Raw genomic sequence first — 25272 nt, 5'->3', positions numbered from 1 at the left:
TTTTGGGGTACGCGCAAAAAAATATCAACAGGCATAAAGTATATATGCCTGTTGATACCTTGAGTGCTGCGCCAATATTTAGCGCCCTACATTGAATGCACAGGCGCTAATACCTCTGCAGAATGTTTTACCTTCTCAATACTCTTATTCACCTGTTTTTCTGCCTGCCGGATTTTATAGTCTTTCCAGCGGTCTTTTAACAGAAAGGTGAGGATTTTGTCGGTCGGAATAAAAAATATAATTTTTCCGAGTGCGATCACATTCCGCCAAAGATTGTTGTTGAGTTTACGGTATGAGACGGCTATTCCTCCGCTCAGATACTTATTGTAATGCCAGTAACTGGCAGGAATATAGACCCCGTCTCCCGCTTCCTGAATGATCTCATATCCTTTTACATAATTCAGCCCCGGATACTTTTCATAGTCGATATTATCGAGATCTACAAAGGAATGACTGCAAAGCGGCAACCTGTATAGAAACTCTGTGTATTTGGGCTCAATCAGCACCAATCGCTTTTCTCCATGGAAATGAATTAATAGTCCGTCATTGTTGTCCACATCATAGTGGAAGTGAACTTTGGTATCCTTTCCTCCCATAAAAAAATAGCCTGTTCCGCTCAGAATTCCCCGAAAGAAAGAAGGACATTTCCAGTCTTGTCTGAGTTTGGGATTACGGCGAAACATCCGGATCGCAAACATACGCAGGGGCGTATATTCATCTTTTTCAATTATATCGAGAAACTCTTTCAGTTGAATCTTGTGGTTTCCTTTGAGGTAGGCCGAGCCGTTGGCCTTGTCTTCATTGTTGAGTATCTCGATAATTTCGTTACCCATTTCCCGTCGAAAAAAGTCGATCGTCCATTTTCCTCCGGCGGGCTGCTGATTCGCTAAGCCTTTAATTAAAAGAGGTTTTTTGGGTAGCAAATAGTTTTTCCTGAAATAGTCATCGGTCAAATCTTTGACATCAATAACATCAGCTTTCAACGATAAATCAAATGCCATATAGCTGTTTAGTTAAATGTGTGATTGTTGTTTTAGTATAAGATATCTCTTCATACAATTGGTTGCACAATGTGGTAAGAGAATAAACCCGAGATTAGGAATCCATTTCTTAAACACCTATGACTTTTGGCATTTTAACATAAAAACACCACTGGTCATTGCTACATACAACTACGCAAACAGCTACTTTTCGTTTATGAAAATTTCAATTTATGGTTCATCCCTTAATAACGGAATAACAATCCCCCTATCGAAAATCCGGCTGAAGTGCCACTTATCAAACAGGTCTGTCCGCGTTGCAATTTGCCGGCTTCGATTGCATCATATAAAGACATAGGTATGGATGCTGAAATACAATTGCCATGCGTACGGAGATTTCCGAAAAGTTGTTCGCGCCGTAATGGATACATTCTAAAAAAAAGCTCTATCCCAATTTTACTTGCCTGATGGGGAATGATAAGTTCTACATCCGTGATTTTGATGTCAAGGTCAGAGAAAAACTTGTCCATGAAAATAGGAATTTTGGTGCTTGCCATTCGCAGCAACGTTTTTCCCTCCATAGCGAAGGAGTGAAGAGCCGGATCATAGGGATGGTCCTTGAAAAAATAAGCATTCCCTCCCCCCTTCACCTGAGTAGAAAATATATTTTCAGACCACGTCTTCATGTCGGCCTTTATCACATACCCTTCGCGTTCGGGTGCCCAGGCAATTACTGCCGCCGCTGCCCCGTCGCCAAACAAGGTAGAGGTTTCCCAATCCTTCGGATTTAGTCCTTTGGAAGCGACTTCGACGCTTACGATACCTATTTTTTTATAGCGTTTGCCATCGAGCAGGCTGGCTGCCATGTCAAATGCCGAGACAAAACCCAGACAGGTACTGTCAATGGATATTGCAGGCACATCGCATTCTGTTCCACCCTTTATTTCACTTTTGATCATACAAGCCTGGTTGGGTATAGGAAAATCAAAAGTTGACGAACCACAAATCATAAGATCCAATTCATCAAAACGTACTCCGGCCCGGTCAAGGGCCTCTTCCAACGCCCGGGCGCCCAGTTCTGCGCTACTTTCTCCGTCGCTGTGGTAGCGCTCTTCCACCCCGGAAAATCGGACAGACCATCCAGGAGGGATTCCAAGTTTTTCCTCAATTTCTGAGGAGAGCACTTTTCTTTTCGGAAGGCATTTTCCCATTCCGAGGATGGAGACCGGCTTGTAGTCGTTCATAACTGAAAGGCTTAAAATGGATGATTAATTCATGAAAAGATTTCGATCATTTCTTTTCTTGTTTCTTCACAATGAGTCGGAATGATTTTTACATCAGGATTATTTTGCCAAAATTTCCAAACTTTTTCCAGACTGGTTTTAAAATCTTTCCAGGAATCGAAAAATAATCTTACAATTGGACTGGGGAGGCGGTTTTCCTGATAATTGGCTTTTAGCCAGGATGAGTCCGCTGCCAGCAATACTTTTCCCTTATTGGTATTCAGCAAAGCGCCAAACTGTCCCGCCGCATGGCCGGGCAAATAGGGCAACAATATGCTGCCATCACCAAATAAGTCCGTCATCACACCGAGGTCAGGGTCATTTTTTGTTTGAAAATTGCCTGTATCGGTCAGCACTGCTCTGCGGGTAAAATCCTCCGGCAAATGGCCGGGGAGCAGGCCTCTTCGCACACCCGCAAATCCTTTCAGGCGCTGGACCTGATCAAATGCAGCAGTTGAGCAATAAAAAATTGCGCGTGGGAAGTCCCGCAACCCGCCTACGTGGTCGGCGTGAAAATGCGAAACGAGGATATGGCCGATATCCTCAGGGTTGATCCCCATTCTTTTTACCTCAGCGACTGCCTCTTCTTCGGGTTTAATAAATGTGGGCGTTATCCATTTGTAGGGCTTACCCGGAAAATGATCTGTAGCTTCATAAAACCGCTGTGTATAGCCTGTATCAAATAGAATCCAACCCTTTTCCGGATGGTGAATCATGCCATAAGTCGCAGGAAACTGAATATTGTTTCTTTTCCCGCCGCGAATGGCGTGGTTTTCTTTGGCCAGACAATAACCGGCCGTTTTCAGAAAAAATCTGACTTCAGTCATACTTACTTATTGGTTTTTATACCATTCGACAAACTCACTTATGGCTTCCTCCACAGACTGGCGGGGATTATATCCCAGATTTTTCTGAGCAAGGAGAATATCCATCGAAAAAGAAAGACCGATTGTCCCTACGCTATACCTTGTCAATGCAGGCTCCCGATTGGCAAATAACCATCTGGCTGTAACTTCCATGACGGTTGCGGCAGCCATTGCCACACTTAGTGGAACTTTTTTATCGGGCAGATTTCGATCAAGCCTTCGAAGCACATCACGCAAAACATCCCACAATTGTACCGGTGCGCCGTTGGCTATATTATATTTCTTACCGCAAGCAGCTTCACCGGCGGTCAGAGACAGCATCACAGCATCGACCACATTGGAAACCGGGGTAATATCGACCACATTTTTCCCGTCACCTATGATGCGAAGTTTCCCCTCATCATAAGCCCGAATCACCCTTGGCATAATCACCGTATCGCCTCGCCCGACCAGCGCTCTGGGTCGCAGAGAAATCCACTCAAGGTTTGATTTTTCCAAAAGAATTTCCGCCTCCCGCTTGGTAGCTGCGTAGTGATTGACAAATTTGTGCGGCAGAGGGTCAGACTCTTTTATTCCCAGACGATTGTAAAAGTCAAAATACAAGCTGGGAGTCGAAATATGAACAAACCGCCTGATCTTGTGTTTCTCAGAAATGCCGACCAAAGATTGCTGAGGCAGTACATTTGCCTTAAAAAATTCTTCATATTTCCCCCAGGGAGAAGAGAGCGCTGCGCAATGAATGACATAACTGATCTCACCCTGCACAAACAGCGACTCCACGTATTGCGGATCGGAAAGATCTCCCAGGATGTAATGCACATTGTCCGCCGAAATTTCCGCGCCAGGTTTGAGGATTCTGCCCGAAGCGATGATTTTACCGGGAAACCGATTTTCCACCAGCCTTTCCAATATCCGAAAACCAAGAAATCCTGTGGCACCAGTGAGGAGAATATTACCTTCGGGTATATCCATATAATCACTTTTCAGTAGGTATATTCAACGAACGGAGAAGATAGGGATAAAACTTTCCGTTTTCGGCCCTTGCAGCAATCCAGGATTCAAAACGAACTACTTCGTGGTTTAATCCTGTCCACGGAGCCTCCGTGTTTAGTTTGCGAAGGGTTTCTTCCATCTCAGAGTTTGACTCCTTAAAATCAAAAGATTGTCTTTCGAGCAAATTCAGATATCGGTAGATCAACCTGATCCGCTCTTCGACTTCATATTTGCCGATGTGCTTGCGAAGACTTTCAATCTTAGCCGACGCAAGGTCAGCCAGATCCAGATCTATTAATATCAGAATTTCAAACACGCGGATTCCGACATTCCACCCCGCCTTGTCGCTGAGAAGTTCTGTCGCTTCAAATAATATACGTTGCGCTTTTTTGTATTCCCCTTCGATAAAAAATACACATGCCTGAAGATAAGATACAATTCCATTGAGGGAATCAAGGTGTTTCTGGTTTTGAAACCATTCCAGACTTGCCAGTGTTTTATGGGCTTCAGTAAGATCTCCCGCATAAATACAGGCAAATAGTTTATAAATGGAAGCCGAAAGATAATTGCGTTTGTGGGGATGAAAATAAGTTAATGCCTGATTTGCGGCATGAATAGCAGAGGCATAATTTCCCATACGCACTTCGACACCGGAAAGCTGATGCCAGGGGATTCCCAGTCGGTTTTTGGAGCCGATACCCGGATGGGAGTGAAGCAGTTCAATCATTTCTTCGAGTACCTGTTTGACAATACTGTACTCTTCGCGAAACTCATGGAGATAGACTTTGATTGCCAGATAATAATAGTGCGAACGGGCACTGTACATTTTGTCGAGGCGCTGTTCCAGTTCCAGGGTTTTCTGGGTGAGATAGGCTTCTTTTTCCTCATCACCTGAAGTAGAGTCGGCCTGAAGCACACGAAACTCATCGAAAATCCCCGAACCAATAATATCTGTATGAAACTGCTCCAGAGAATCTTCTATTTCCTGTTTATAACTCCATACGACCTCTTTTTCCGAGGAGGAAAAATTGCGGAGATTTATCAGTGCCAGCAATTTATATTCAGGCAAGGCAAGGTCTTCGGCAGTTTTTGCACATTTTTCAAGGATTTCGCGCGCTTGTTCTTCAAGACCACGGCGTCGGAGAAGAAATGCAGAAATGAGGTTTTTCTGAAGATTGATCGCTTCAAAAGCCGCAGGGTCTTCGCGGAAGATCGGGTTATTCTGAAAATTCACACTGAGGCTGAGCGTTTCAAGCATTTTTTCAAGTACCCGCCCTTTCAGCATAATAAACGCTTTGGAGTGTGGATCCCCATACAAAGCCTCCGCCATTTTTTTATTGTCGGTATCCCGGTTTACTTCCAGAATTTCAACCATTTCCAAAGCTCGGTTTTTCCCTCTGTTGTGAAATGCCGTAAGGTAACTTTTGAGGTATCGTACTTCAGTTTGTGAAAGTGAGTAAAATATTTTTTTGATCCTGTCCACCTGTGTTTGATTGATTGGGCCTCACCCCGTGATATTACCAATATTTAATAGAATAGTCAATTATTTACCTTTTTGCGGAAAATTTCCTGATAACTGACCGGTTATTATCCCAGCCATTCACACAAGCAAGTTGCTGAATATCAAACAATTAACCCAAATCCCTTTGAGCCCAATCATAAAATACAATCTGTTAAGACAATTACAAAAAGGCTAAAAACAGCGTTTTTGGCATTTTTCTAACGTTACTTTCCGCGAAATTTTTCCATTGGAAGGCCCTTCACGGCTGTTATGTTTGTTATGTGTTAGGGAAAAGCACGTTTAGCGTCCCGAAAGGGACAAGCAGCCTGATGAAGCGCCAACATTCATCAGGTTCTTTTTTTTTATAAATACGTACCTTTCCGGTCCCAATCCCCAACGGGACTTTTTTTGTACATTTGGCTCAAAAATTTATAACATGCAGGAATTTCTGAAAATCACTGATCCGAAGTTGGAGAGAAAAATGGTTTCTTATGATTTTTCCATTACTGACTGGAAGACACTCGAACAATATTACCAACAGTTGCTGGAAGAAAAACCAGACTCGGTGCAGGAACTTGAAGAATTTCTCCTGAAAATCAATGAGGTGGATGCCATTGTCGCCGAAGAGCTCGCCTGGCGGTACATTCGCATGACCTGCAATACACAAAAGGAGTCCAATAAACAGGACTATCAGTTTTTCCTCACGGAAATCCTCCCACATGTATCTGTCATCAAAGATACTATCAACCGGAAAATCGCCGATAATCCCTGGTTTGAGTCACTCGATCCGGTGTTTTACCAGACATTTACCCGAAGCCTGAAGCGAGAAATCACGCTTTTCAGGGAGGAGAATGTTCAGCTCGAAGCCAAAGCTGCCAGTATTTCGCAGCAACACACCGAAATCATGGGAAGCATGACCATTCAATACGAAGGACGCGAAATGACTGTGCCTGAAGCGGGAATATATTTAGAAAAACCCGACAGGAAGGTTCGCCAGGAGGTGTGGGAACTCCTTCGCCAGCGAAGAGAAGAAGAGAGAGATAAACTTCTGAACATATTCAGTCAACTCGTAGAACTACGCCATTCCATTGCACAGAATGCAGGTTATGACTCTTATACCGCCTACAAGTTTGATCAGATGGCGAGATTTGATTATACCCTGGCAGATACCCGCTCCTTTCACGAGGCGGTAGAAAAAGTAGTTACGCCCATATACTGCGAGCTTATGGAGGAGCGGAAGGAGCGTATGGGACTTTCCGAACTTCGCCCGTGGGATCTTTCGGTAGATATTTTTGCAGATACGCCGCTTGTACCTTTTTCTGATTCGGAAGATCTCATCAAAAAATCAATAGAAGCGCTCTCCCGCCTCCGGCCTGAGTTGGGAAAGATGATTGCGATCATGCACGAACACCACTACCTTGACCTGGATACCCGGCCGGGCAAAGCGCCCGGTGGTTATAATTACCCGCTCATGGAAACCGGCATTCCCTTCATCTTTATGAATGCAGCCAATTCCCATAAGTATGTGATCACGATGCTTCATGAGAGCGGACATGCGATACACTCTTTTCTCACCCGCAACATCCCGCTCGATGTACTAAAACAAACGCCGTCTGAAGTTGCTGAGCTGGCTTCCATGACCATGGAACTCCTCTGCCTCGACAACTATGATATTTTTTACCCCGATCCGGAAGCGGTGGCTATTGCACAAAAAAGTCAGCTTTACCGCTGTATTGATGTATTCCCATGGATTGCAACGATTGATGCTTTCCAACAGTGGGTGTATGACCATCCGACAAGCGATGACGATGCCCGCAATAAGAGGTTTGAGGAGCTGTATCTACGGTTTCACGGCGACTCTGTAAACTGGGAGGGGTACGAGGAAGTACGGCAACACCTCTGGCTAAAACAAAGTCATATTTTTGATGTGCCTTTCTATTATATCGAATATGCAATCGCTCAATTGGGCGCACTGGCGATTTGGCGCAACTATAAACTTAATCCAGAACAAGGCCTGACACAATATCTCGATGCCCTGAAACTGGGATACTCGAAGCCTATTCCCGAAATTTATAAAACGGCAGGAATTGCTTTCGACTTTTCGGAAGACTATATGCGCACTTGTATGGAATTCTGTCTGGAAGAATACAAAAAAATCCAGACAGGAACCGTAAATAGTCTGGAGGGCTAAACGACAAGAGGTTCTCTGTGTAACCTGTAGCTATCTATATGAAAACTAACCACATGGTACACAGAGAATGATCAAAACTTCGTATTGATAATTTTTACTGCTTCTTGAGCAAATCTCTGATTTCTGCAAGCAGTTTTTCTTCAGCAGAAGGCTCTGGTGGCGCAGGGGGTGCAGCAGGCGCTTCCTCCTTTTTTGACTGCATGCTGTTATAGCCTTTGATTACCATAAAAATCGCGAAGGCTACCAGAATAAAATCGATGATTGTCTGCAAAAATGAACCGTAGGCAATTACCGCAGCGCCCGCTTCTCTGGCAGCCGCAAGGCTCTCATAAGCATCCCCTGAAAGATTTATATACAGGTCGGTGAAGTTTACACCTCCCATAAGCATACCTATGGGGGGCATCAGAATATCATTCACCAAAGAAGAAACAATCTTGCCAAATGCACCGCCGATAATCACGGCGACTGCCAGGTCCAGGACATTTCCCCGCATAATAAAAGCTTTGAATTCTTTAATCATGATGATAGTTTTTAAGTTAGCGCTATATTTATTTACAAAATATATTCTTTTTCGCACTAACGGCAAATTTTTTTATTGAACAACTGTTCAATATTGTTTAGAAATACCCAAACAACACCCCAATGAAGAACTATCTGACGGAATTCATCGGAACATTTTTTTTGGTACTGACGATCGGACTCGCCAATGGATCAGGTTCCATACTGGCTCCATTAGCTATTGGCTCGGTCCTTATGGTCATGACCTATATGGGCAGTTATATTTCCGGCGCGCATTACAATCCGGCCATAACCCTTGCCGCGTATATTCGGGGAAAAATCGAGGTAAAAGAAGCGGGCATATACTGGCTGTTACAGATTATTGGGGCAATTGCCGGAGGTTTTCTGGCGGGTATGCTGGTGCAAGACGATGCGTTTGTATTTGCCATGGCTCCGGCTAACAGCGCTTCTGTAGTAGAAGTTTTGCTGACTGAGCTATTATTTACCTTTGCCCTGGTACTGGTTTTTTTGAATGTTTCTTTATCGGAAAAAACCCGGGGAAACTCTTATTTCGGGCTGGCGATTGGCTTCGCCTATCTTGCCGGGCTTTTTGCCGGCGGGCCGGTATCCGGGGGTGTATTCAATCCGGCTGTTGGACTTGGACCGAATCTCGCGGTTCAGAATTTTACTCCCATATGGATATATATTGTTGCCCCACTTGCGGGAGGTGCACTGGCAGGGTTTGTCAGCAAACTTCAGAATCCGGAAGAAAAGGTTTCTGAATAAAGATTACTCCTGGCTACCAGTATTGATCTGCCGGGTGGTTCCGTTTTCTACTTCAAAGAAAACTTTTTCCCGGCGCGTCGTGGAAGAAAAAATAGCGGAAAGCCTTTCGTAGGAGGTATCGGTGATAAAAATCTGCCCCTCGATTTCTTCGTCCAAAAGCTGTGCGATACTGCTCAGGCGGAATTCATCCAGTTTATCAAAAATATCATCCAGCAACAAAATCGGTGGCACGCCCGTTTGCCGCTCCAGCAACCGGTATTGCGCGAGTTTCAGTGCGATGATGAATGTTTTTTGCTGGCCTTGCGAGCCATAATTTCGCGCGGAGTAGTCGTCTATCCTGAAATTCAGGTCATCGCGATGAATGCCTGTCCCGGAGTGTAACATGACCCGGTCTTTTTCTTCCGCCTGAGCGAGCAGCGCCAGCCAGTTATCGTGGGTGTTTTCTTCAATCTGTGAGCGGTAACGAATGGAAGGGACTTCTTTCTCCGAAACGATATCTCTAAAAAAAGTCTCAAAAAAAGGCATAAAAGCCTCGAGAAACTGGCGCCTTCCCTCATAAATTCCCATTCCATGAGGAATCAACTGGCTATTCCAGATTTCAAGCTGGTCTCTGTCAAACCTTCCAGTTTCAGAAAATAGCCGCAAAAGTGCATTGCGTTGGGAGATTACCCTTTCGTAAGCAATAAGATGCCGCAGATAATTGGGATCATACTGGCTGATGAGCATATCCAGAAACCTCCGCCTATCCGCAGCCGCTCCGTTTATGAGGTCCGTATCATTGGGTAAGACCGCTACGAGCGGAATTTTCCCTATATGATCACTCATCTTATCAACCTGCTTTTGGTTTACCAGCACCTTTTTGCCTTTTCCTTTGACAAAATTGACGTAAACCTCCTGCTTTGCTCCCTGCCTGTATAGGGTGCCGCCATTAAAAAAAAACTCTTCGCCATCCTGCATCGCCATTTTATCCTGCGAACTGCGAAAACCACGAGTAAAGGCCAGAAAATGAATGGCATCCAGAAGATTGGTTTTCCCTGATCCATTAGGGCCTACGAGGCAATTGATTCCCTGGCAGAAACTCAGACGAGCTTCAGCATAATTCCTAAACTGGGTCAGATGTAAATCAGAGATATACAATGACGGTAAACTTTAAGGCAAAAATAGAGTTAATAATTTGTAATTCTATCCGGGATTAGGCAATTTCACAGCCTGATTTACCTTTCCTTCACAATCGCCCGATTTATGGCAGGTACTAAGACAAAAAAAACTATTAAGAAACAATCATACAGCAAAGAATTACTGCTGGAGTGGTTTGAGCAAATGTTGCTGATACGCAAATTCGAAGAAAAAGCGAGTCAGCTATACATGCAGCAAAAATTTCGTGGCTTTTGCCACTTATATATTGGCCAGGAAGCAGTAGCTATCGGTATGGAGTCGGCTATACGGCCAGACGACTATATCATCACTGCCTATCGGGACCATGGCGGTGCGCTTGCACGAGGCGTATCTCCAAACGCTTGTATGGCAGAGCTTTATGGAAAAGCCACCGGCTGCTCCAAAGGTAAAGGCGGTTCCATGCACTTCTTCTCCAAAGAGCATAATTTCCTCGGCGGACACGGTATTGTAGGCGGGCAGATTCCGCTGGGTGCGGGTATCGCTTTTGGAATTAAATACAAAGAAGAGGACAAAATCTGCATCTGTATGATGGGTGATGGTGCTACCCGTCAAGGTTCCTTCCACGAAGCATTTAACCTCGCGATGCTGTGGAAACTTCCCGTGATTTTTGTTATCGAAAACAATAATTACGCGATGGGAACTTCCGTAGAAAGAACCTCCAACGTAACGGAGCTCTACACACTCGGCGAATCCTACGATATGCCCTCCAAACCTGTCGACGGTATGGATGTCATGACCGTATATGAAGAAATGAAGTCCGCAGCGGAATATGTCAGAGCGGGTAATGGCCCCATGCTGATAGAAATGAAAACCTACCGCTACAAAGGCCACTCCATGTCTGACCCGGCAAAATACCGGACACGTGAAGAACTGGATGCATACCGGGACAAAGACCCGATTGCCAACCTGAAAATTTATCTTCACGAAAATAAAGTAGCGGCAAATGAGGAGTTAAGTGCGATTGACGAACGCATCCATGCAATCGTGGAAGAATGTGTCACCTTCGCAGAAGAATCACCCTACCCTACCCCCGACGCGCTGTACGAGGATATTTATGTAGGTGATTATCCTTATATCATGGACTAATTATCCCTCAACTTTTCTATTGTTGAGGTAGTAGAATAATCTTTCAGGAGGGGAATGGTACACACTTCCCCTCCTGTTTTTTTTACCCATTCGTAGCCCACAATTTCCTCCACCGCATAATCACCTCCTTTTACCAGAATGTCCGGTGACACCTGACGGATAAGCGCCAATGGCGTTTCTTCTTCGAAGATCACCACCATATCCACAAACTCCATCGCAGCCAGTATCTTTGCCCGGGCCTGCTCATTGTAAACGGGACGGTTTTCTCCCTTCAGTTTTTTCACCGAAATATCTGCATTTAAGCCCAGGACCAGCCGGTCTCCCAACTGCCGGGCGGCCTCCAGATACGCGATATGTCCGGGATGGATAAGATCAAAACATCCATTGGAAAACACAATCCTGTGCCCAAAGACTCTCCATGAGGCTATTCGCTGAAGGGCCTTCGCTTTAGTTTGAATTTTTTGGCTGGAATGGTACATAATTGTCCTTTAAAAATCGTTGGATAAAGTTACATTCGAATTCTTATAGTACGACATGCCTATTCAAGAGGACAAAAAAAATATAGATACCGCCTCCTGGTCAGAAATTGTTTTTTCCTTGAAAGAGGCCGAAATATCAGCGAAAGTAAAGGGTACTGGTGAAAAAGTGCTGATCTGTTTCCATGGATACCTTCAAAACAAATATCTTTTTGATCAGGTGGTGGAATCCATTCCGGCAGGTTGGCAGGTCGTTTCTGTGGATCTTCCTTTTTTTGGTGGTTCCCGCTGGCTGTCAAAAGATCCGATATCGCCTGGTTTTTTTTCCAACCTGATGCAAGCGATCGAAACATTGTGTCAGGGCAAAGAGTGGTATTTTATGGGGTTTAGCATGGGAGGAAAAATCGCAATGGCGATGCAATTATACGCTACCCCAAAAGCTACTTCCGTGATTCTGATTGCCCCTGATGGCATCCGGTCGAATCCGTGGTATCGGCTGATTTCTTCCGATCTTGTAGGAAATACTTTGCTAAAAATCATTTCCGCATATCCCCAGCCCTTTCTTCAGTTTACTGCATTTTTGCATAAAAAAAAGCTGATAGACAAACTCAGCTATCGGGTTTTCAGGGCAAATTTTGGGACAAAAGCGACCAGAGACTGGTTTCGGACATTTCTGAAGGTATATGGAGGAATCAGGATTCACCTAAATGATCTGAAAGCCCTGCAAACCAGCCATCCGGCCGGGTGGTATCTGATATGGGGCCGGAGAGATCAGGTGATATCTCCGGCAGCGGGAAAAATATTTTCAAAGAAAATCCCTCAGGCACAAATCATTATACCTGAGGGAGGACATATGATCATCGAAGATGATCCCTTTGCGATAAGACAACTACTGGACGAAATTTTATTTAGTTTGAATCCTTGACAGAACCGGAGCCGTTGATTTTTACATTGAGCTGTGGTGAGCCTTTGTAATACACATCCCCGCTGCCGCCTATTTTTACCTCCAATTGCTGGCTGGCCATAACCTGAGCGTCACCAGATCCACTGATATTGACGGTTGTTTCATCTGTATTCAGGTCAAATGCACGGATATTGCCGGAGCCAAGGATTTTTGTCGTATGTGTGTCTGCTATGCCTGAGAGGAAAAGGTTACCGGAACCATTGATTTCACTGTCCATCTGACCAGCATCCACAGCGAGGGTAATATCGCCGGAACCGTTGATTTTCACCCCCATCAGGGTTGTTGTAAAAGTATCTTCACTGATGATATTGCCGGAACCTGAGATTTTTACAAAGTCGAGTTCAGGAAGTGTAATATGAATCTCAAAATCTTCATGATTAATGATACAACCCTGAAAATCAATTTTCCACACACCTCCTTCAACATCGGTTTTGAGTTTTTCAATCAGGTTTTCCTGGCCATGAATTTCTACGGATTGAACCGGGCCTTTCGAAATATAGACATCACCAGCGAGGGTCAGGTTGATACCTGTAAAAGGAGAAATAGCGAGTGTATCAATTACTGTAGGGCCTGAGCCTTTTGTACAGACATCATCCAACTGACAGCTACTGGTAACAAGACCGAGTCCAACGATTGTTGCGAAAGCGATTTTTCTTAAAGTATTCATTTTATTATGTTTTTATAGATGTTTGTTTATGAAATGTTTACGACAAATAGACTATGGTTTTGGCTAAGGATTGCAGGCCGCGCGCACGAATGTGGGAAAGTGAAGAGTGAACCCGTGAAAATGCGGAGTGAGCCATTTAAATACATTGCGCCCCTCAGGATAAATCGTTTATTTGCCCTCAGAATATGGTGAAGGATTATTTTTTATTGCTTCGTACACATCAGTACACCAAAAACCTGATGTTGTTTTTGCCAGCTTTTTTCGGGCTGCGAATTGCCGATCCATCTGTGATTTTCGCCACAGTCGCGGGCTTTTTCGGCTTTTCCATGATCGCCAGCGGGGTTTATATTCTGAATGATTACAGGGACAGGAAAGAAGATGCCCAACATCCCATCAAAAAAGACCGCCCGTTGGCCTCCGGCAAGGTCTCTGTAGGCGTAGCTTTTACGCTCATGGGACTATTAATCGCAGCTGGCCTTGGCATTTTTGCATGGCTCGATAAATACGCACTTTACCTCGTCACAGCCTATGTCTTCCTCAATGTGCTTTACACTTTCCGGCTCAAACATATTCCGATCATTGACATCAGCATCATTGCTCTGGGTTTTGTGATACGGGTAGCTGTAGGAGCGCTTGTCGCCCAACCGCATATTCCGCTATCGATGTGGTTGATACTGATGATGTTTCTCGGTGCACTTTTTCTCGCGCTGGCCAAACGAAGAGACGATGTGCTTCTGGCATCCGACGGGATGAAAGTGAGAAAATCTATTGACGGGTATAATCTGGAGTTTATCAACAGCGCCATGGTCGTCATGGCTTCAGTTTTGATCGTTGCCTATATTTCTTATACGATTTCTCCCGAGATTCAGGAAAAATTTGACAATCACTACCTGTATATCACCGTTTTTTTTGTAATCCTTGGCGTGCTGCGCTATATGCAGATTACTTTTGTAGAAGAAAGAAGCGGCAGCCCTGCCAAAGTATTGATGGGGGATTTTTTTATACAGGCAATCATTGTCTGCTGGATTATCGCTTTTGCGATTTTGATTTACTGACCTTTCGTTTCATCCGCAGAAAGAGTCTGTACACCGGAAATAACTTTCTTCGGAGCCTTTATGGCTGCATCTGGTGAAAGTAAGCTTTCAACCAGAGTGAAATATTGGGCTACCGTATTTGACCAAAGATGGGTCTCATGGGCAATCTTGGCCAGAAATGTAGCCGAACTCTTCAACATAGAAGCATTGGCAGAATGAAGAATATAGATAAGATCTGCCGAATGGGAGAAATAAAAAGCCTTGTTTTGGGTTATATCTCTGTTAATCGGCGACTCAAGGGCAATTACCGGCACCGCCTGATACATGGCTTGAAGCAACGATATATGTGTCCCACCACCATCAAAATTATACAAAAAGATTTCCGCCTGGGACAAAAACATGGTGAAAGTTTCCGGTGAATACTCTACAAAACGGATATTCTCGTACCGATGATATTGCTTGTAAATATTCAATCCGTAAACACTATCCGCCCAGTTTCCCATCATCACAATTCCATACCTGGGGTAACGCGCAAAAGTTTCAAGAATAGACTCTACGCCGCTGAAAGGTGAAATATAGGTGCGGCATAAAACAAATTTTTTCCCCAAAGGGAAATCAGGAATCTTAGGGGCGTTATTGATAATAGAACCATCATCCTGTACAGTAGCATCTCCCCCGTATCCGATTACGCTACTTTCAGCATTATACTCATCTTTTACATAATTCCGCAACTGCTGGTTACTGCAAACAATTCGGTGAGAAAATTTTACAGCGAGGCGCTCCACGGTTTTCCACATCGTTTGTTTTGGTGTTCCTTTTTCCTGCTGGTTCCAGCGCGTATTGTCTATATTCACAATTATCTTCAATCTGGAAAATAAGCGCGCAAATGGAAGGAAAATACCACAGCTGACGCCGAGCAGAATTACAACATCAGCGGATATTATTGAATAGCAAATCGCCAGAAAACTAAACGCCAACCTTCCGGCAAGGCCTTTGTTTGTTACAGGAAAAGCTACCGTCTTTGCATTTGGATAACTACTGAAAGATTTTTTCCGCTTACCGGAAACCCTATCCTTTATTACAACAAACTGACAATTTTCTTTCTCTTTTGAAATAAGGGATGTTACCAATAGCCTATACCCATTTGACTCAACGCCTCCGTATTCTGCATCAATTATGCTTATTTTCACAAATGGCTGCATAGGGTTATGTAATATTCCGAATCTTATAATAAATTTATTACTGAATCTATTAATATTGACGACAGTAATGAGTGAAATATTACAATCTACTACTAATTATCAGAAAACGGCAATATTACAAGGTTCTTCGGGTCAGGCCCGTGAATACTTTTTCAGGAAATTGGTTCCTGTTTTTTTTGTATTCTGAGGAATTATCCGCAACACTTCTTCTATTATCTCTTTATAAAGGAACACATTGCTCATCAACCGAATCATGTTGGGAACAACAATCCCATACTTCTCTGCAAAATATGCCAGGATTTCCCGCTGGTCTTCCGGAGAAGCTGAAAGCAGATACAGCCCCGTTTCTTTGGAAAATATTTGACCCGAAAAACAGGTGCGAATAAAATTATACTCAAAGTTGTGCTTACGCGATATTCGTTTTACGCCATCACGGTCGATCAGTGCATCGTTGATATAATTTTCTACTTCGGCAAACAACAATCCCTGTACAGAAAGTGAAGAAATGAGTTTTAACTCTAAAGTCGCATGATCAAAAAATTTCAGGAGAAATTTGTGCCCCCCGGGAACGGAAGTTATATGCACCTTCGAGACGTAGGAAGAGTTTTTGCAGATTTCCGTCCATTCTGGCAGCTCTTCCTGAAGGATAAAAAATTCCATCTGGGAAAGGTTGAAAAGTTCACTTACAGAACGAAATGGATTCAGCAGGCCGTAGTTAAGCCCTTTTGTATGAATAAATAAAGACTCGATGAATAGTCGTCTGTAGTTGAGTGGATCATTAGTTAAAGAAAAAGTCCGGGAAGCTGTGTTTTTAGCAAAGGGGTTTTGTTGTTCAAATCCGGGATGATTCATCTTCAGATTTAAGTTGGTTAATGGGTGGGTTGCAGATTTTGTAAGTCGATGTCAAATCTACTCCCCGGACTTTCCCCCACAAAGACACTTTTAGTGCAAACCTGTCATTATTCTTTGGGTGAATACAAGACCGTTATGTTTTACCAGAAGCAAGTATATACCCTGACTTACTCCCGAAATATCGAGTTGCACCACCTCATCGCCAACCATTTTTTTGAATGGAGTTGAGATCACCCGTCCGACAATATCAGTTACATATATTTCAACTTCTGTAGGCGTATCAAAACTAAATTTCACATTAAATACTCCACCAGATGGGTTTGGATAAACCAATATCTGTGAACCCGACGGATCAATATCATCGATTGCTGTATTCCAGCCTTCTACCACAACGGTATCGATATAGGTATCTGCACACCCGTCTGCACCTGTCGCTTCAAGGCTTACTGCATAGGTATCAACCAGTGAGTACGTATGAAGCGGATTCTGGTCGGTACTGGTTCCGCCATCGCCAAAGTCCCATTTCCAGGTGACGGCATTGGCGCTCAAATCTGTAAACTGAACATCGCCGGTCTGGTTGGGAAGTTTGACCGAACCCGGAGTAGCTGCAAATGCAGTATTCATCGTACCGGGCAAGGTGTTCACGGTAACCGCAGCCCTGGGGCATGTCCCTTCGAAAATCACATTCCAATCAAAGAAATAAGCATACGAAGAGTCCCCCCCGTCTGAACCGGTAATCGTAACCAGGCCATTCAGATCATACGGATACGTAGCACCTGTTGTCTGACGGTACATTCCCCAAAGACCCGAATAATGCAGCTTATAACCCGTACCGGCAGGAATTGTAAAAGAAAGATCCAGTTCCTGCTCTCCACTGAGCATCTGGAAGTTTTTTACTGCGATCTGATTTCCCGATGCATCTGTTACCCGAAATAGCCGAATCCCTACGTTATTGGTATAAACTTTCACTGATTTCAAAGTGATTTCTGCCGCGCAGTCAAAGGTCATAAAGCCTGTATTTGCAGCGTCATAACCGCCTTTACCTGAAAGCGTATCTGACAACCCCAGCGATCCGCTGAGCCCACTCCCTACATAATATACTTTATCCGCACTAAGCGTAGGCGTGTAATAGGTACTACCCTGAGAAAACGAGTTCCCGCCGATACTATCCTCATACCACAATGCTGTCCATGGTGCCTGAGGTGAAACTGAAAGCAACGCGTTGGCATTGACACAGATATCGGCCGAGACGGGTGGAATTTCAGGGTCAGGTGTCACGGTTAATCGCTGTAAAATCCGGTTATCAAGAAAACGACTATCTTCGCTTCCATTGGGGTTTCGCAGCTCGACATCAAGGGTATAACTGCCGGAAGAAAGGCTGGAAGCAGGCAAACTTATCAGAAACAGAGCACCGGGCTGGATAAGTCCGGTCCAGAAAAAAGTATCCCGCTGACCGGAAGCATATCCGTAAACGATATCCATACTTGTTACAGCCGAATCACCCTCGTTTTTCACCAATAGAAGCGGGGAAACTCCTGAGGCCCCGCATATTAATGTATCGAGGTTGATAATTGATTTTGCCGCTACATCAAAACTTGCATTAGGCGACGCGGGTGTATTTCCCTGTGTAACCAGATAATTATACGCAGCATATACATCAATAAGACCCATCCCATAGCTATTGTCTTCACCTGGTTGCCCCAGGTCAATCGCACTATAGTACAAAGCAAGTTTGAGATCAGTACCACTCAGGTAGGGAAACGCTTGTTTCAACAGCAAAACTGCCCCTGCCACATGTGGGGATGCCATAGAAGTTCCTGAAAATAATGCATACGTCCCATTTAGTACACTTGACCGGACATTTAGCCCGGGAGCGGAAACTTCAGGTTTTATCAACAACGATCCTTCTGTACCGCAATTTGAGGGCCCTCTGGAAGAAAAGCCCACAATCGGAGTTGCCTGTACATTGCCGTTCACCGCACCCACAGAAAATGCATTTACAAGATCCGTGCTGATATCCTGGGGAATCGTTACCGTCGATGGGCCAGGGCCAAAATTACCCGCAGCAAATACTACGGCTACTCCGGCAGCCTCAAGCGCGCTGAGCACATCCACATATTCACTGTTACAGTTAGGGTCCACATCGGGTGCCCACCACGAACAATTGATCGCATCGGGCATATCCCAAATAGTCGTAGAGTCTCCATCCGGATCGATCGCCCATTGCATCACCGCCAGGTTGTCGTTGCTACTATTGTCGCAAATGGCAGCAGACGCCATCCAGACGCCTTCAGGTGCCACACCAATCGTGTCGCTTGTCGCAGGGTCGAGTCCGACCATCGTTCCTGTCACATGGGAACCGTGTGAATCGCAGTCAAAAGGACTTGCTGAGCCGGAAACCGGATCAAGCCAGGCGAGATTTTCCGGAACAAAATTTCCCCAATAATGGCCTGCGATCGCAGGATGCGTAGGGTCAGCACCGGTATCAATTGTCAGCGTTTTCCGGCCATAACCAGTATATCCCAATGCCCACATGGCAGGAGCATTAATTGCCAACAGGCCGGGCTCCACGCCGCCGGCAGATTCGGTAACACCGCGTTCCGCCAGTTCTGTGCGAGAATCAGGCTCTACCAAGGCAATTGCATAATCATATTCCAGCCAGGCAACATCAGCACGCTGACTCAATGTTGCAATCATTCCGGGCCTGGCGGTAACAAAAATCAGATTGGTAATCCAGAAGCTCTCTACCGAGCCGGGAAGCACGTCGGGAGACTGATTTAAAAAATTCAGCAAATCTCCCTGCGTATTGGCAGCGGTTGTCTTTAATGTGGAAATCACCCTGCGGGTTCTTTCTGCCAAAGGAGTGCGCTGCTTGTGAAAATTGGCATTCATCGCATGCATATCCGCACGTTCTGTAAGCAGGATACTAAAACGAATGTAGTCTTCCTGTGCCTGGCTGGCCTTTTCAAGTAACAGACTACTCGTTTTGGTGTAGTCTGTTTCAGGTTGCGCAAAGATCTTTCCGCACAAAATCAGCAAAAAGAAAAAAGTAATCCATTGTCTGTTCATAAGCGTCTGTGTGAGAGATGAGTTATGGGGTAATAATGAGTTTTCTACTAATTGTTCCTTCGGAAGTCTGACAAGTCAGTAAATAAATGCCCGGGAGAAAACCGGTAAGATCCACTGTCAGGACTTCTCCTTCTTTCGCCTGCCGGTTGGTAGCCAGGATTTCCTTTCCCTGCAAGTCGAATATGCGAAGCGCAATATTTTGCGGCTGCGTGAAAAATGAATGTATATACACGATCCCACTGGTGGGATTGGGGTAAATTTTGATCGATTGAAAAAATTGCCCGGAGAGTCTTTCGATGGGAGTTGAAACACTTCTTTCTCCTACCACTACGGTATCGGCAAATGCATCTGCACAACCATCGCTTCCTTTAGCTGAAAAAATCACACGGTATGCACCAACCGCGGTGTATGTGTGAAATGGGTTGGGGATTTCACTAAAACCGCCATCTCCAAAATCCCAGCGCCAGGCAATCGAACCCACACTTACATCTGTAAATTCGGCCTCCGAAGAATCAGGCCACACCAGTTTCCCACTCCCGACTGCGAATACTGCGGTCATTTGTCCGGGTACAACCGTTGCAATCACAGGCACTCGTGCACACTGCAAGTCTGTATCTAAAGGCCATTCTGCTGCTGCAAAATACGTTGTGGTTGTGTCGATCGACGGTGTAATAAAACTCGTTCCCTCCCCTACCCAATTTCCTCCTACAGAATCATCGTACCAGCGGATATTCGCTCCTTGAAAAGCAGAAATGGCGGTCAGCATACCTTCGGATAACTCACAGACGGTATCTCCGACAACCTGAGGCAAAGGAGGAGCAATGGAAAAAAGGACTGTTTTATGATTATCCAGATACCGGTAATCATTTTCACCGTTGGGATTTCGAAGCAAAATATCGAGGGTGTAAACGCCGGGTGAAAAGGTTTGTTGGGGAAGAATGGCAAATGAACCACTATCCTCTGCCAGGCTGTCTGTCAGCATGATCGCCCCGGAAGTACCGTCGCTGAATGTGTACTCCAGAATCACAGAATTGACAGCATTTTCCCCCACATTTTTCCAATGTACGATGGGAGAAATCCGGCTCTCGCAATTGACTGCCGGAAGGTTTTCTATTTCGACGATGGCCACATCATTTTCCTTTGAGGGAATGACGGGAATATGGCCTTCGGCAATGAGGTAGTTATATGCGGCCAGCACATCTATCATGCCCATTCCATAGGCATTGTCCTCGCCGGTCGCGCCGAGGTCAGTGGCAGTAAAATACAACGCCAGTTTGATCGCCTCACCTGTCAGGTAGGGAAAAGCCTCTTTCAATAAGAGGATTGCACCCGACGCATGCGGCGCAGACATGGAAGTGCCTGACTTGATCCCATATTTTCCGTTCAGCACACTTGATCTGACCTGAAAACCTGGCGCAACCACTTCGGGTTTAATAGCCAGTGATCCCTGCCCCGGGCAGGGAGAAGGCCCCCGGCTGGAAAATCCCTGGATAGGGAGTTCGGGCAGATTGCTATTTACAGCTCCTACGGCGAAAGTATTTACCAAACTGACATTAATGCCTTTGGGCGGAGCAATCGATCCGGCGGCAGGGCCTTCATTTCCGGCGGAAAACACAACGGCAATTCCTGCCGCTTCCAAAGCCAGGAGGCTTTGTTTGTATGCCAGGTGCTTACAGGCATCGCCTACATCTACCGTTCGCCACGAATTGTTGATCACATCGGGCATGTCGGAGGTAGTAGCAGGATCGCCATCGGGATCCAGGGCCCATTGAAATGCTGCGAGGTTATCACTGCTGTAAACATCGCAAATGGAAGCAGCGCCCATCCACAGTCCTTCGGGCGCCACGCCGATTGTGTCTTTTGCATCAGGATCGAGTCCGACCATAATCCCCGTTGTATGGGTTCCGTGATCCTGCCTCACACCAAAGTCATTGAGACAGACAAACGGGTAATTATTTCCTGTACTATCTTCAAACCATGCCTGGTTTATGGGCACATAATTTCCTCTGAACCGCTGCGCAAGCGCAGGGTGGGTATGATCCACGCCCGTATCTATACTAAGTGCCGACCGCCCATATCCGGTATAACCCATTGCCCATAAGGCCGGTGCGTGGATTGCAGATAGTCCGGGTTCATGTCCATCCGGGGAAATCGCAGCGGATTGTTCCCCATAAGTATCATCAGGTGCAGTCGGGGTGTCAAAACCAACCCATGCCACATCCTGACGGTGCGTAATTTCTGAAATCAATGAAGCCCGGGCGGAAAAAAAAATGACATTGGCGATCCATAATGGACGCAGGGAGCCGGGTAACAGGTCGCCCCTGGTTTTCAGCCAGCTTAAAATGGGTGGTTGGGTTGCTACGGCTTTTGCCTTCAGGCGGGTGACTACTTCTCTTCCCCTGACGGCGTTCGGGGAATGTTGTTTTTGGAAATTTTGCTCCAGCCCGGCAATATCTACCTGGTCTTCGAGGTAAACATATACTTTGATATAAGAATTGGGATTTTCCCCCATTTTGCGAAGAAGGTAAAAATCGATCTTCGCAGAATCAGGAGAAAATCCCTGTACAACATTTAGCTGCAGGAGTCCAATAAGAAAGGTATAAAGTAAACGACCTTTCATTTAGGTTTACTGGTTTTTGATCAGTTTCCTTACAACCGTCTGTCCTTCCAAAGAAAAACTCAGATAATAGACGCCATTTGCAAACGACCGGATATCCAGGGAAATGCGGTCTTTAAGAATGGGTTTTTCGTCTATGGAAACTATTCTTTTCCCAAGCAGGTCATAGACTTCAAGGGCGATATTTGTGCGGTTTTTAAGATCAAAATCGATAAAATACTGTCCGGTACCGGGGTTGGGGAAAATATTCACATCGCCGATTTCTGCGAGTTTATCTTCAACACCCACATTGTAGGGATAGGTACCTTCCACGACAATCTCCATAGTAGCGGCGGCCTGGCAGGAGTCTGTTCCGGAGGTAATCAGCGAAACCGTATAGTTGCCTGCAAAGTAGTACTGATTGGAAGGATTTTGATCGGTGCTGGTTTTGCCATCGCCGAAATCCCACAGCCAGCCGGTAGCACCGGTGCTCATATCAGTAAATTCAACCGTGGCATTATATGCGAGGTCAACCGTAGTCTGGTCAGCGTCAAACGCGGCTGTAACATTTCCGGAAGAGGTAACCACTTCAGCCGGCACCCGTGGGCATGGGTTTTGAATTTCTATTTCCCAGTTGTAAAAATAGGGATATGTGAGCGGGTTACTGGCTGTGGTAATTGTAACAAGGCCTTTGTAATCAAATGGATAACCCACGCTGCTGATATTCACAAACAAATCCGAAGGACTTCCCGCGGCCAGTTTCAGTCTATGCCCTTTTCCTGCCGGAACCTGAAATTTTAATGGAATTACGTTTTCTCCCACCGTTACGTAGGCATTCAGTTTCGCCAATTCTACCCCATTCTTATCTGTAAGCTGAAATACCCGCAGGTTGTTTGTATTCGCATATACCACTACAGATTTGAGAACAAAAGGCAGCGCTGCATCAAATTCTACATAAGGCTCGGTGGACTGGAAAAATATTCCGGGAGAGTAGGTATTATCGACCGGGCCTACTGTTGTTTTTGTAATCGAACCTGCATAAAAAGTAGTATTCCCGGAAACCGGGGGAGAGAGAAATAAAGAACCTTCGCCCAGAATATTCCCACCTGTAACTGCATCGTACCACACAATTGTTGACTGCGAATCCGAAATAGCAGCTGTCAGCAATCCCGATGAGCCTATACAAGCATTGGCATCCGTGGTTATAGGAGAAATATCCTCTACCACGACAAAACTTCCGGTTGTTGTATTGTCATAAAAAAAGTATTCGGGAGCGCCGTTTAGCGTAGAGATCGTTACTTCCATTTCTACCACCCCGCTGGAAAATGTATGTGCAGGCAATGTCAAAAGACTGGATTGACCAGCCAGCAGCGTTCCTGTCCAGGTATAAGTTCCGGAAGTCCCGTCTGAAAAGGTATATTCGATTTCGGCAGACGTAATATCGATACTTCCTTTATTTTCGAGCATAAATGAAGGTTCTCCGGTAAGTCCGCAAAGCGATCCGGTAGTCAGTCCGGCATCCGTGACTGTGGCATCAGGGTAGGCAGAAATGTCAACAGGTGTATGGCCTTTTCCGACAAGGTAGTTGTAGGCAGCAAATACATCGATAATGCCTCTTCCATAAAAGTTGTCTTCTCCTGCCGGCCCGAGATCAACCGCAGTATAGTAGAGCGCCAACTTTAATTCTGTTCCAGAAAGGTAGGGAAAGGCTTCTTTCAGCAGCAGGATTGCCCCCGATACATGAGGAGCAGCCATCGACGTACCGGTAAAATTCGAGAATCCGCCTCCACGTACACTGGACCTTACGCCTGTACCAGGAGCTGAAACTTCAGGCTTTATATCCAGCGATCCACCGGAATCCACAACACAGATCGATGGGCCGCGGGAAGAGCTATTGGCAATCGTCAGGTTTGGGTTGTTGGCATTGATGTTGGCTACCGAAAATACATCTACTGTATCTGTATTGATATTTTTGGGGGGGGTAATGGTTGAAACGCCCGGCCCGTCATTTCCAGCGGAGAAGACAATCGCTATTCCGGCTGCTTCCATTCCACTCAGCAACGGCTTAAAAAAACTGCCACACTCAGCAGTGCCTGACAGACTGGGGAACCACCAGGAATTATTAATCACATCGGGCATATCGGCAATGGTAGAAGAATCACCATCGGGATTTAATGCCCACTGGAAATTTGCCGTAGCGGTGGTCTGATTGGTATTAGCGCAAATCCCGGGACAGGCCATCCACAATCCATTCACAGCGACACCAAACGTGTCGTTTGTCGCAGGGTTTCTTCCAACCATCGTTCCGGTCGTATGTGTGCCATGGTCATCGCAATCTGTGGGAATCGTGCTTTGCGGATTATTAAATTCAAACCAGGACCATTCGGTAGGGAAAAAATTGCCTCTGTAATGCTCTTTTAGTCCGGGGTGATCGGGATCCACACCAGTGTCAAAACTCATAGCCGTACGGCCATATCCGGTGTAGCCCATCGCCCACATGGGAGGTGTATTGATGGCTGTGAGGCCCTTTTCTCTTCCTCCCGGAAAAGAAAACCGCGCAGGTACCGGTGAGGCTTCAAAGCTTTCAATCTCCAGTTCGTAGTTTTTATCAATCCATTCAACGTCCGGGCGGTTGCTAAGCGCTGCAATCAACGCAGGTCGTGCATTGATGAAAATGACATTGGTAACCCAGAAAGCTGCTACACTGCCGGGTTCGACATCGGCGGACTGATTAATGAAAGACAATAGGGCAGGCTGTGTCTGCCGGGCTTTTGCTTTCAGCAAAGTAATGGTCTGCTCTGCTCTTACATTCAGGGGAGTATTATTTTTCCTGAAGTTTTGATGCAAGGCATGTGCATCTACCCGGTCGGCGAGCATAATGCTGATCTGATGAAAATCGTTGGGGCGGTTCAGCAAATCAGTTTCCAGTGCCGTACTGACACGGGAATAATCGACTGTCTGACCGATGCCAGCCATGGGGAATAAGCCAACCATTCCCCAAAAAATAATAAAAATAAACCGCATAATAAGCTTCTGTTGTTAGTTAGTCTTT

The 25272-nt window shown here is 45.4% G+C and carries 19 protein-coding genes; 5 read left to right on the top strand and 14 right to left on the bottom strand.

Features of this window, described 5'->3' with window-relative positions; translation table 11 throughout:
- Positions 1-86: 86 nt before the first annotated feature.
- From R3D00_01705 to R3D00_01685, 5 genes are all read right to left on the bottom strand, one after another.
- Positions 87-1001 carry a cupin-like domain-containing protein gene (locus R3D00_01705; GenBank protein MEZ4771865.1) on the bottom strand — a complete coding sequence of 305 codons (915 nt, stop codon included), beginning with the start codon at positions 999-1001 and terminating at the stop codon, positions 87-89.
- A 224-nt stretch (positions 1002-1225) separates the two neighbouring features.
- Entirely contained in the window at positions 1226-2224 is a 999-nt protein-coding gene (locus R3D00_01700) for a 3-oxoacyl-[acyl-carrier-protein] synthase III C-terminal domain-containing protein (GenBank protein ID MEZ4771864.1), read from the bottom strand.
- A 29-nt stretch (positions 2225-2253) separates the two neighbouring features.
- Positions 2254-3090: an MBL fold metallo-hydrolase gene (locus R3D00_01695; protein ID MEZ4771863.1), complete on the bottom strand. Its 837-nt coding sequence runs from the start codon at positions 3088-3090 to the stop codon at positions 2254-2256.
- Positions 3091-3096: 6 nt separating this feature from the next.
- A complete protein-coding gene (locus tag R3D00_01690; GenBank protein MEZ4771862.1) occupies positions 3097-4101 on the bottom strand; it encodes an NAD-dependent epimerase/dehydratase family protein in 1005 nt (334 codons plus the stop codon).
- A gap of 4 nt (positions 4102-4105) precedes the next feature.
- Positions 4106-5605, bottom strand: a complete 1500-nt coding sequence (locus tag R3D00_01685; protein ID MEZ4771861.1) for a hypothetical protein — start codon at positions 5603-5605, stop codon at positions 4106-4108.
- A gap of 454 nt (positions 5606-6059) precedes the next feature.
- Here R3D00_01685 and R3D00_01680 point away from each other — a divergent pair, with 454 nt between their 5' ends.
- The gene (locus tag R3D00_01680) at positions 6060-7814 is read left to right on the top strand and encodes a M3 family oligoendopeptidase (GenBank protein MEZ4771860.1); all 1755 of its coding nucleotides are present in this window, start codon (positions 6060-6062) and stop codon (positions 7812-7814) included.
- 94 nt (positions 7815-7908) lie between these two features.
- Here R3D00_01680 and mscL read toward each other — a convergent pair whose 3' ends face one another.
- Entirely contained in the window at positions 7909-8334 is a 426-nt protein-coding gene (gene mscL, locus R3D00_01675; protein MEZ4771859.1) for a large-conductance mechanosensitive channel protein MscL, read from the bottom strand.
- 122 nt (positions 8335-8456) lie between these two features.
- Here mscL and R3D00_01670 point away from each other — a divergent pair, with 122 nt between their 5' ends.
- The gene (locus R3D00_01670) at positions 8457-9098 is read left to right on the top strand and encodes an aquaporin (GenBank protein ID MEZ4771858.1); all 642 of its coding nucleotides are present in this window, start codon (positions 8457-8459) and stop codon (positions 9096-9098) included.
- A 3-nt stretch (positions 9099-9101) separates the two neighbouring features.
- Here R3D00_01670 and R3D00_01665 read toward each other — a convergent pair whose 3' ends face one another.
- Positions 9102-10235, bottom strand: coding sequence for a DNA replication/repair protein RecF (locus tag R3D00_01665; GenBank protein ID MEZ4771857.1), 1134 nt, complete (start codon positions 10233-10235; stop codon positions 9102-9104).
- A gap of 105 nt (positions 10236-10340) precedes the next feature.
- Here R3D00_01665 and pdhA point away from each other — a divergent pair, with 105 nt between their 5' ends.
- On the top strand, positions 10341-11360 hold the full coding sequence (pdhA, locus tag R3D00_01660) for a pyruvate dehydrogenase (acetyl-transferring) E1 component subunit alpha (GenBank protein MEZ4771856.1): 1020 nt from the start codon (positions 10341-10343) through the stop codon (positions 11358-11360).
- Here pdhA and rfaE2 read toward each other — a convergent pair.
- Positions 11357-11839, bottom strand: coding sequence for a D-glycero-beta-D-manno-heptose 1-phosphate adenylyltransferase (rfaE2, locus tag R3D00_01655; protein ID MEZ4771855.1), 483 nt, complete (start codon positions 11837-11839; stop codon positions 11357-11359). The two genes, pdhA and rfaE2, sit on opposite strands and share 4 nt — an antisense overlap.
- Positions 11840-11894: 55 nt before the next feature.
- On the opposite strand from rfaE2, the gene R3D00_01650 reads away from it, so the two are divergent.
- A complete protein-coding gene (locus R3D00_01650) occupies positions 11895-12761 on the top strand; it encodes an alpha/beta fold hydrolase (GenBank protein ID MEZ4771854.1) in 867 nt (288 codons plus the stop codon).
- On the opposite strand, the gene R3D00_01645 is transcribed toward R3D00_01650, so the two are convergent.
- A complete protein-coding gene (locus tag R3D00_01645; GenBank protein MEZ4771853.1) occupies positions 12745-13467 on the bottom strand; it encodes a head GIN domain-containing protein in 723 nt (240 codons plus the stop codon). The genes R3D00_01650 and R3D00_01645 overlap by 17 nt on opposite strands.
- Before the next feature lie 185 nt (positions 13468-13652).
- Between R3D00_01645 and R3D00_01640 the strand changes: the two genes are divergently transcribed.
- Complete coding sequence (locus R3D00_01640; GenBank protein ID MEZ4771852.1) at positions 13653-14522, top strand: UbiA prenyltransferase family protein; 870 nt, start codon at positions 13653-13655, stop codon at positions 14520-14522.
- Here the strand turns inward: R3D00_01640 and R3D00_01635 are convergent.
- The 5 genes from R3D00_01635 to R3D00_01615 form a co-directional block, all read right to left on the bottom strand.
- The gene (locus R3D00_01635; protein MEZ4771851.1) at positions 14516-15703 is read right to left on the bottom strand and encodes a DUF1972 domain-containing protein; all 1188 of its coding nucleotides are present in this window, start codon (positions 15701-15703) and stop codon (positions 14516-14518) included. The two genes, R3D00_01640 and R3D00_01635, sit on opposite strands and share 7 nt — an antisense overlap.
- Positions 15704-15835: 132 nt before the next feature.
- Positions 15836-16555, bottom strand: coding sequence for a hypothetical protein (locus tag R3D00_01630; GenBank protein MEZ4771850.1), 720 nt, complete (start codon positions 16553-16555; stop codon positions 15836-15838).
- Between the two features lie 90 nt (positions 16556-16645).
- A complete protein-coding gene (locus tag R3D00_01625) occupies positions 16646-19624 on the bottom strand; it encodes a S8 family serine peptidase (protein MEZ4771849.1) in 2979 nt (992 codons plus the stop codon).
- 22 nt (positions 19625-19646) lie between these two features.
- Positions 19647-22244: a S8 family serine peptidase gene (locus tag R3D00_01620; protein MEZ4771848.1), complete on the bottom strand. Its 2598-nt coding sequence runs from the start codon at positions 22242-22244 to the stop codon at positions 19647-19649.
- Positions 22245-22250: 6 nt separating this feature from the next.
- A complete protein-coding gene (locus R3D00_01615; GenBank protein MEZ4771847.1) occupies positions 22251-25244 on the bottom strand; it encodes a S8 family serine peptidase in 2994 nt (997 codons plus the stop codon).
- Positions 25245-25272 lie beyond the last annotated feature (28 nt).

The sequence above is a fragment of the Bacteroidia bacterium genome, assembly GCA_041391665.1.
Classification (GTDB): domain Bacteria; phylum Bacteroidota; class Bacteroidia; order J057; family J057; genus JAGQVA01.
Note: the sequence above shows the minus strand (reverse complement) of the source record. Positions and strands in the feature narration are given on the sequence as shown.

Bases quoted from the DNA above. Each gene is read 5' to 3' on its own strand.
- R3D00_01705 (MEZ4771865.1), bottom strand. From the start codon at position 1,001: ATGGCATTTGATTTATCGTTGAAAGCTGATGTTATTGATGTCAAAGAT.
- R3D00_01700 (MEZ4771864.1), bottom strand. From the start codon at position 2,224: ATGAACGACTACAAGCCGGTCTCCATCCTCGGAATGGGAAAATGCCTT.
- R3D00_01695 (MEZ4771863.1), bottom strand. From the start codon at position 3,090: ATGACTGAAGTCAGATTTTTTCTGAAAACGGCCGGTTATTGTCTGGCC.
- R3D00_01690 (MEZ4771862.1), bottom strand. From the start codon at position 4,101: ATGGATATACCCGAAGGTAATATTCTCCTCACTGGTGCCACAGGATTT.
- R3D00_01680 (MEZ4771860.1), top strand. From the start codon at position 6,060: ATGCAGGAATTTCTGAAAATCACTGATCCGAAGTTGGAGAGAAAAATG.
- mscL (MEZ4771859.1), bottom strand. From the start codon at position 8,334: ATGATTAAAGAATTCAAAGCTTTTATTATGCGGGGAAATGTCCTGGAC.
- R3D00_01670 (MEZ4771858.1), top strand. From the start codon at position 8,457: ATGAAGAACTATCTGACGGAATTCATCGGAACATTTTTTTTGGTACTG.
- pdhA (MEZ4771856.1), top strand. From the start codon at position 10,341: ATGGCAGGTACTAAGACAAAAAAAACTATTAAGAAACAATCATACAGC.
- rfaE2 (MEZ4771855.1), bottom strand. From the start codon at position 11,839: ATGTACCATTCCAGCCAAAAAATTCAAACTAAAGCGAAGGCCCTTCAG.
- R3D00_01650 (MEZ4771854.1), top strand. From the start codon at position 11,895: ATGCCTATTCAAGAGGACAAAAAAAATATAGATACCGCCTCCTGGTCA.
- R3D00_01645 (MEZ4771853.1), bottom strand. From the start codon at position 13,467: ATGAATACTTTAAGAAAAATCGCTTTCGCAACAATCGTTGGACTCGGT.
- R3D00_01640 (MEZ4771852.1), top strand. From the start codon at position 13,653: ATGGTGAAGGATTATTTTTTATTGCTTCGTACACATCAGTACACCAAA.
- R3D00_01635 (MEZ4771851.1), bottom strand. From the start codon at position 15,703: ATGCAGCCATTTGTGAAAATAAGCATAATTGATGCAGAATACGGAGGC.
- R3D00_01630 (MEZ4771850.1), bottom strand. From the start codon at position 16,555: ATGAATCATCCCGGATTTGAACAACAAAACCCCTTTGCTAAAAACACA.
- R3D00_01625 (MEZ4771849.1), bottom strand. From the start codon at position 19,624: ATGAACAGACAATGGATTACTTTTTTCTTTTTGCTGATTTTGTGCGGA.
- R3D00_01620 (MEZ4771848.1), bottom strand. From the start codon at position 22,244: ATGAAAGGTCGTTTACTTTATACCTTTCTTATTGGACTCCTGCAGCTA.
- R3D00_01615 (MEZ4771847.1), bottom strand. From the start codon at position 25,244: ATGCGGTTTATTTTTATTATTTTTTGGGGAATGGTTGGCTTATTCCCC.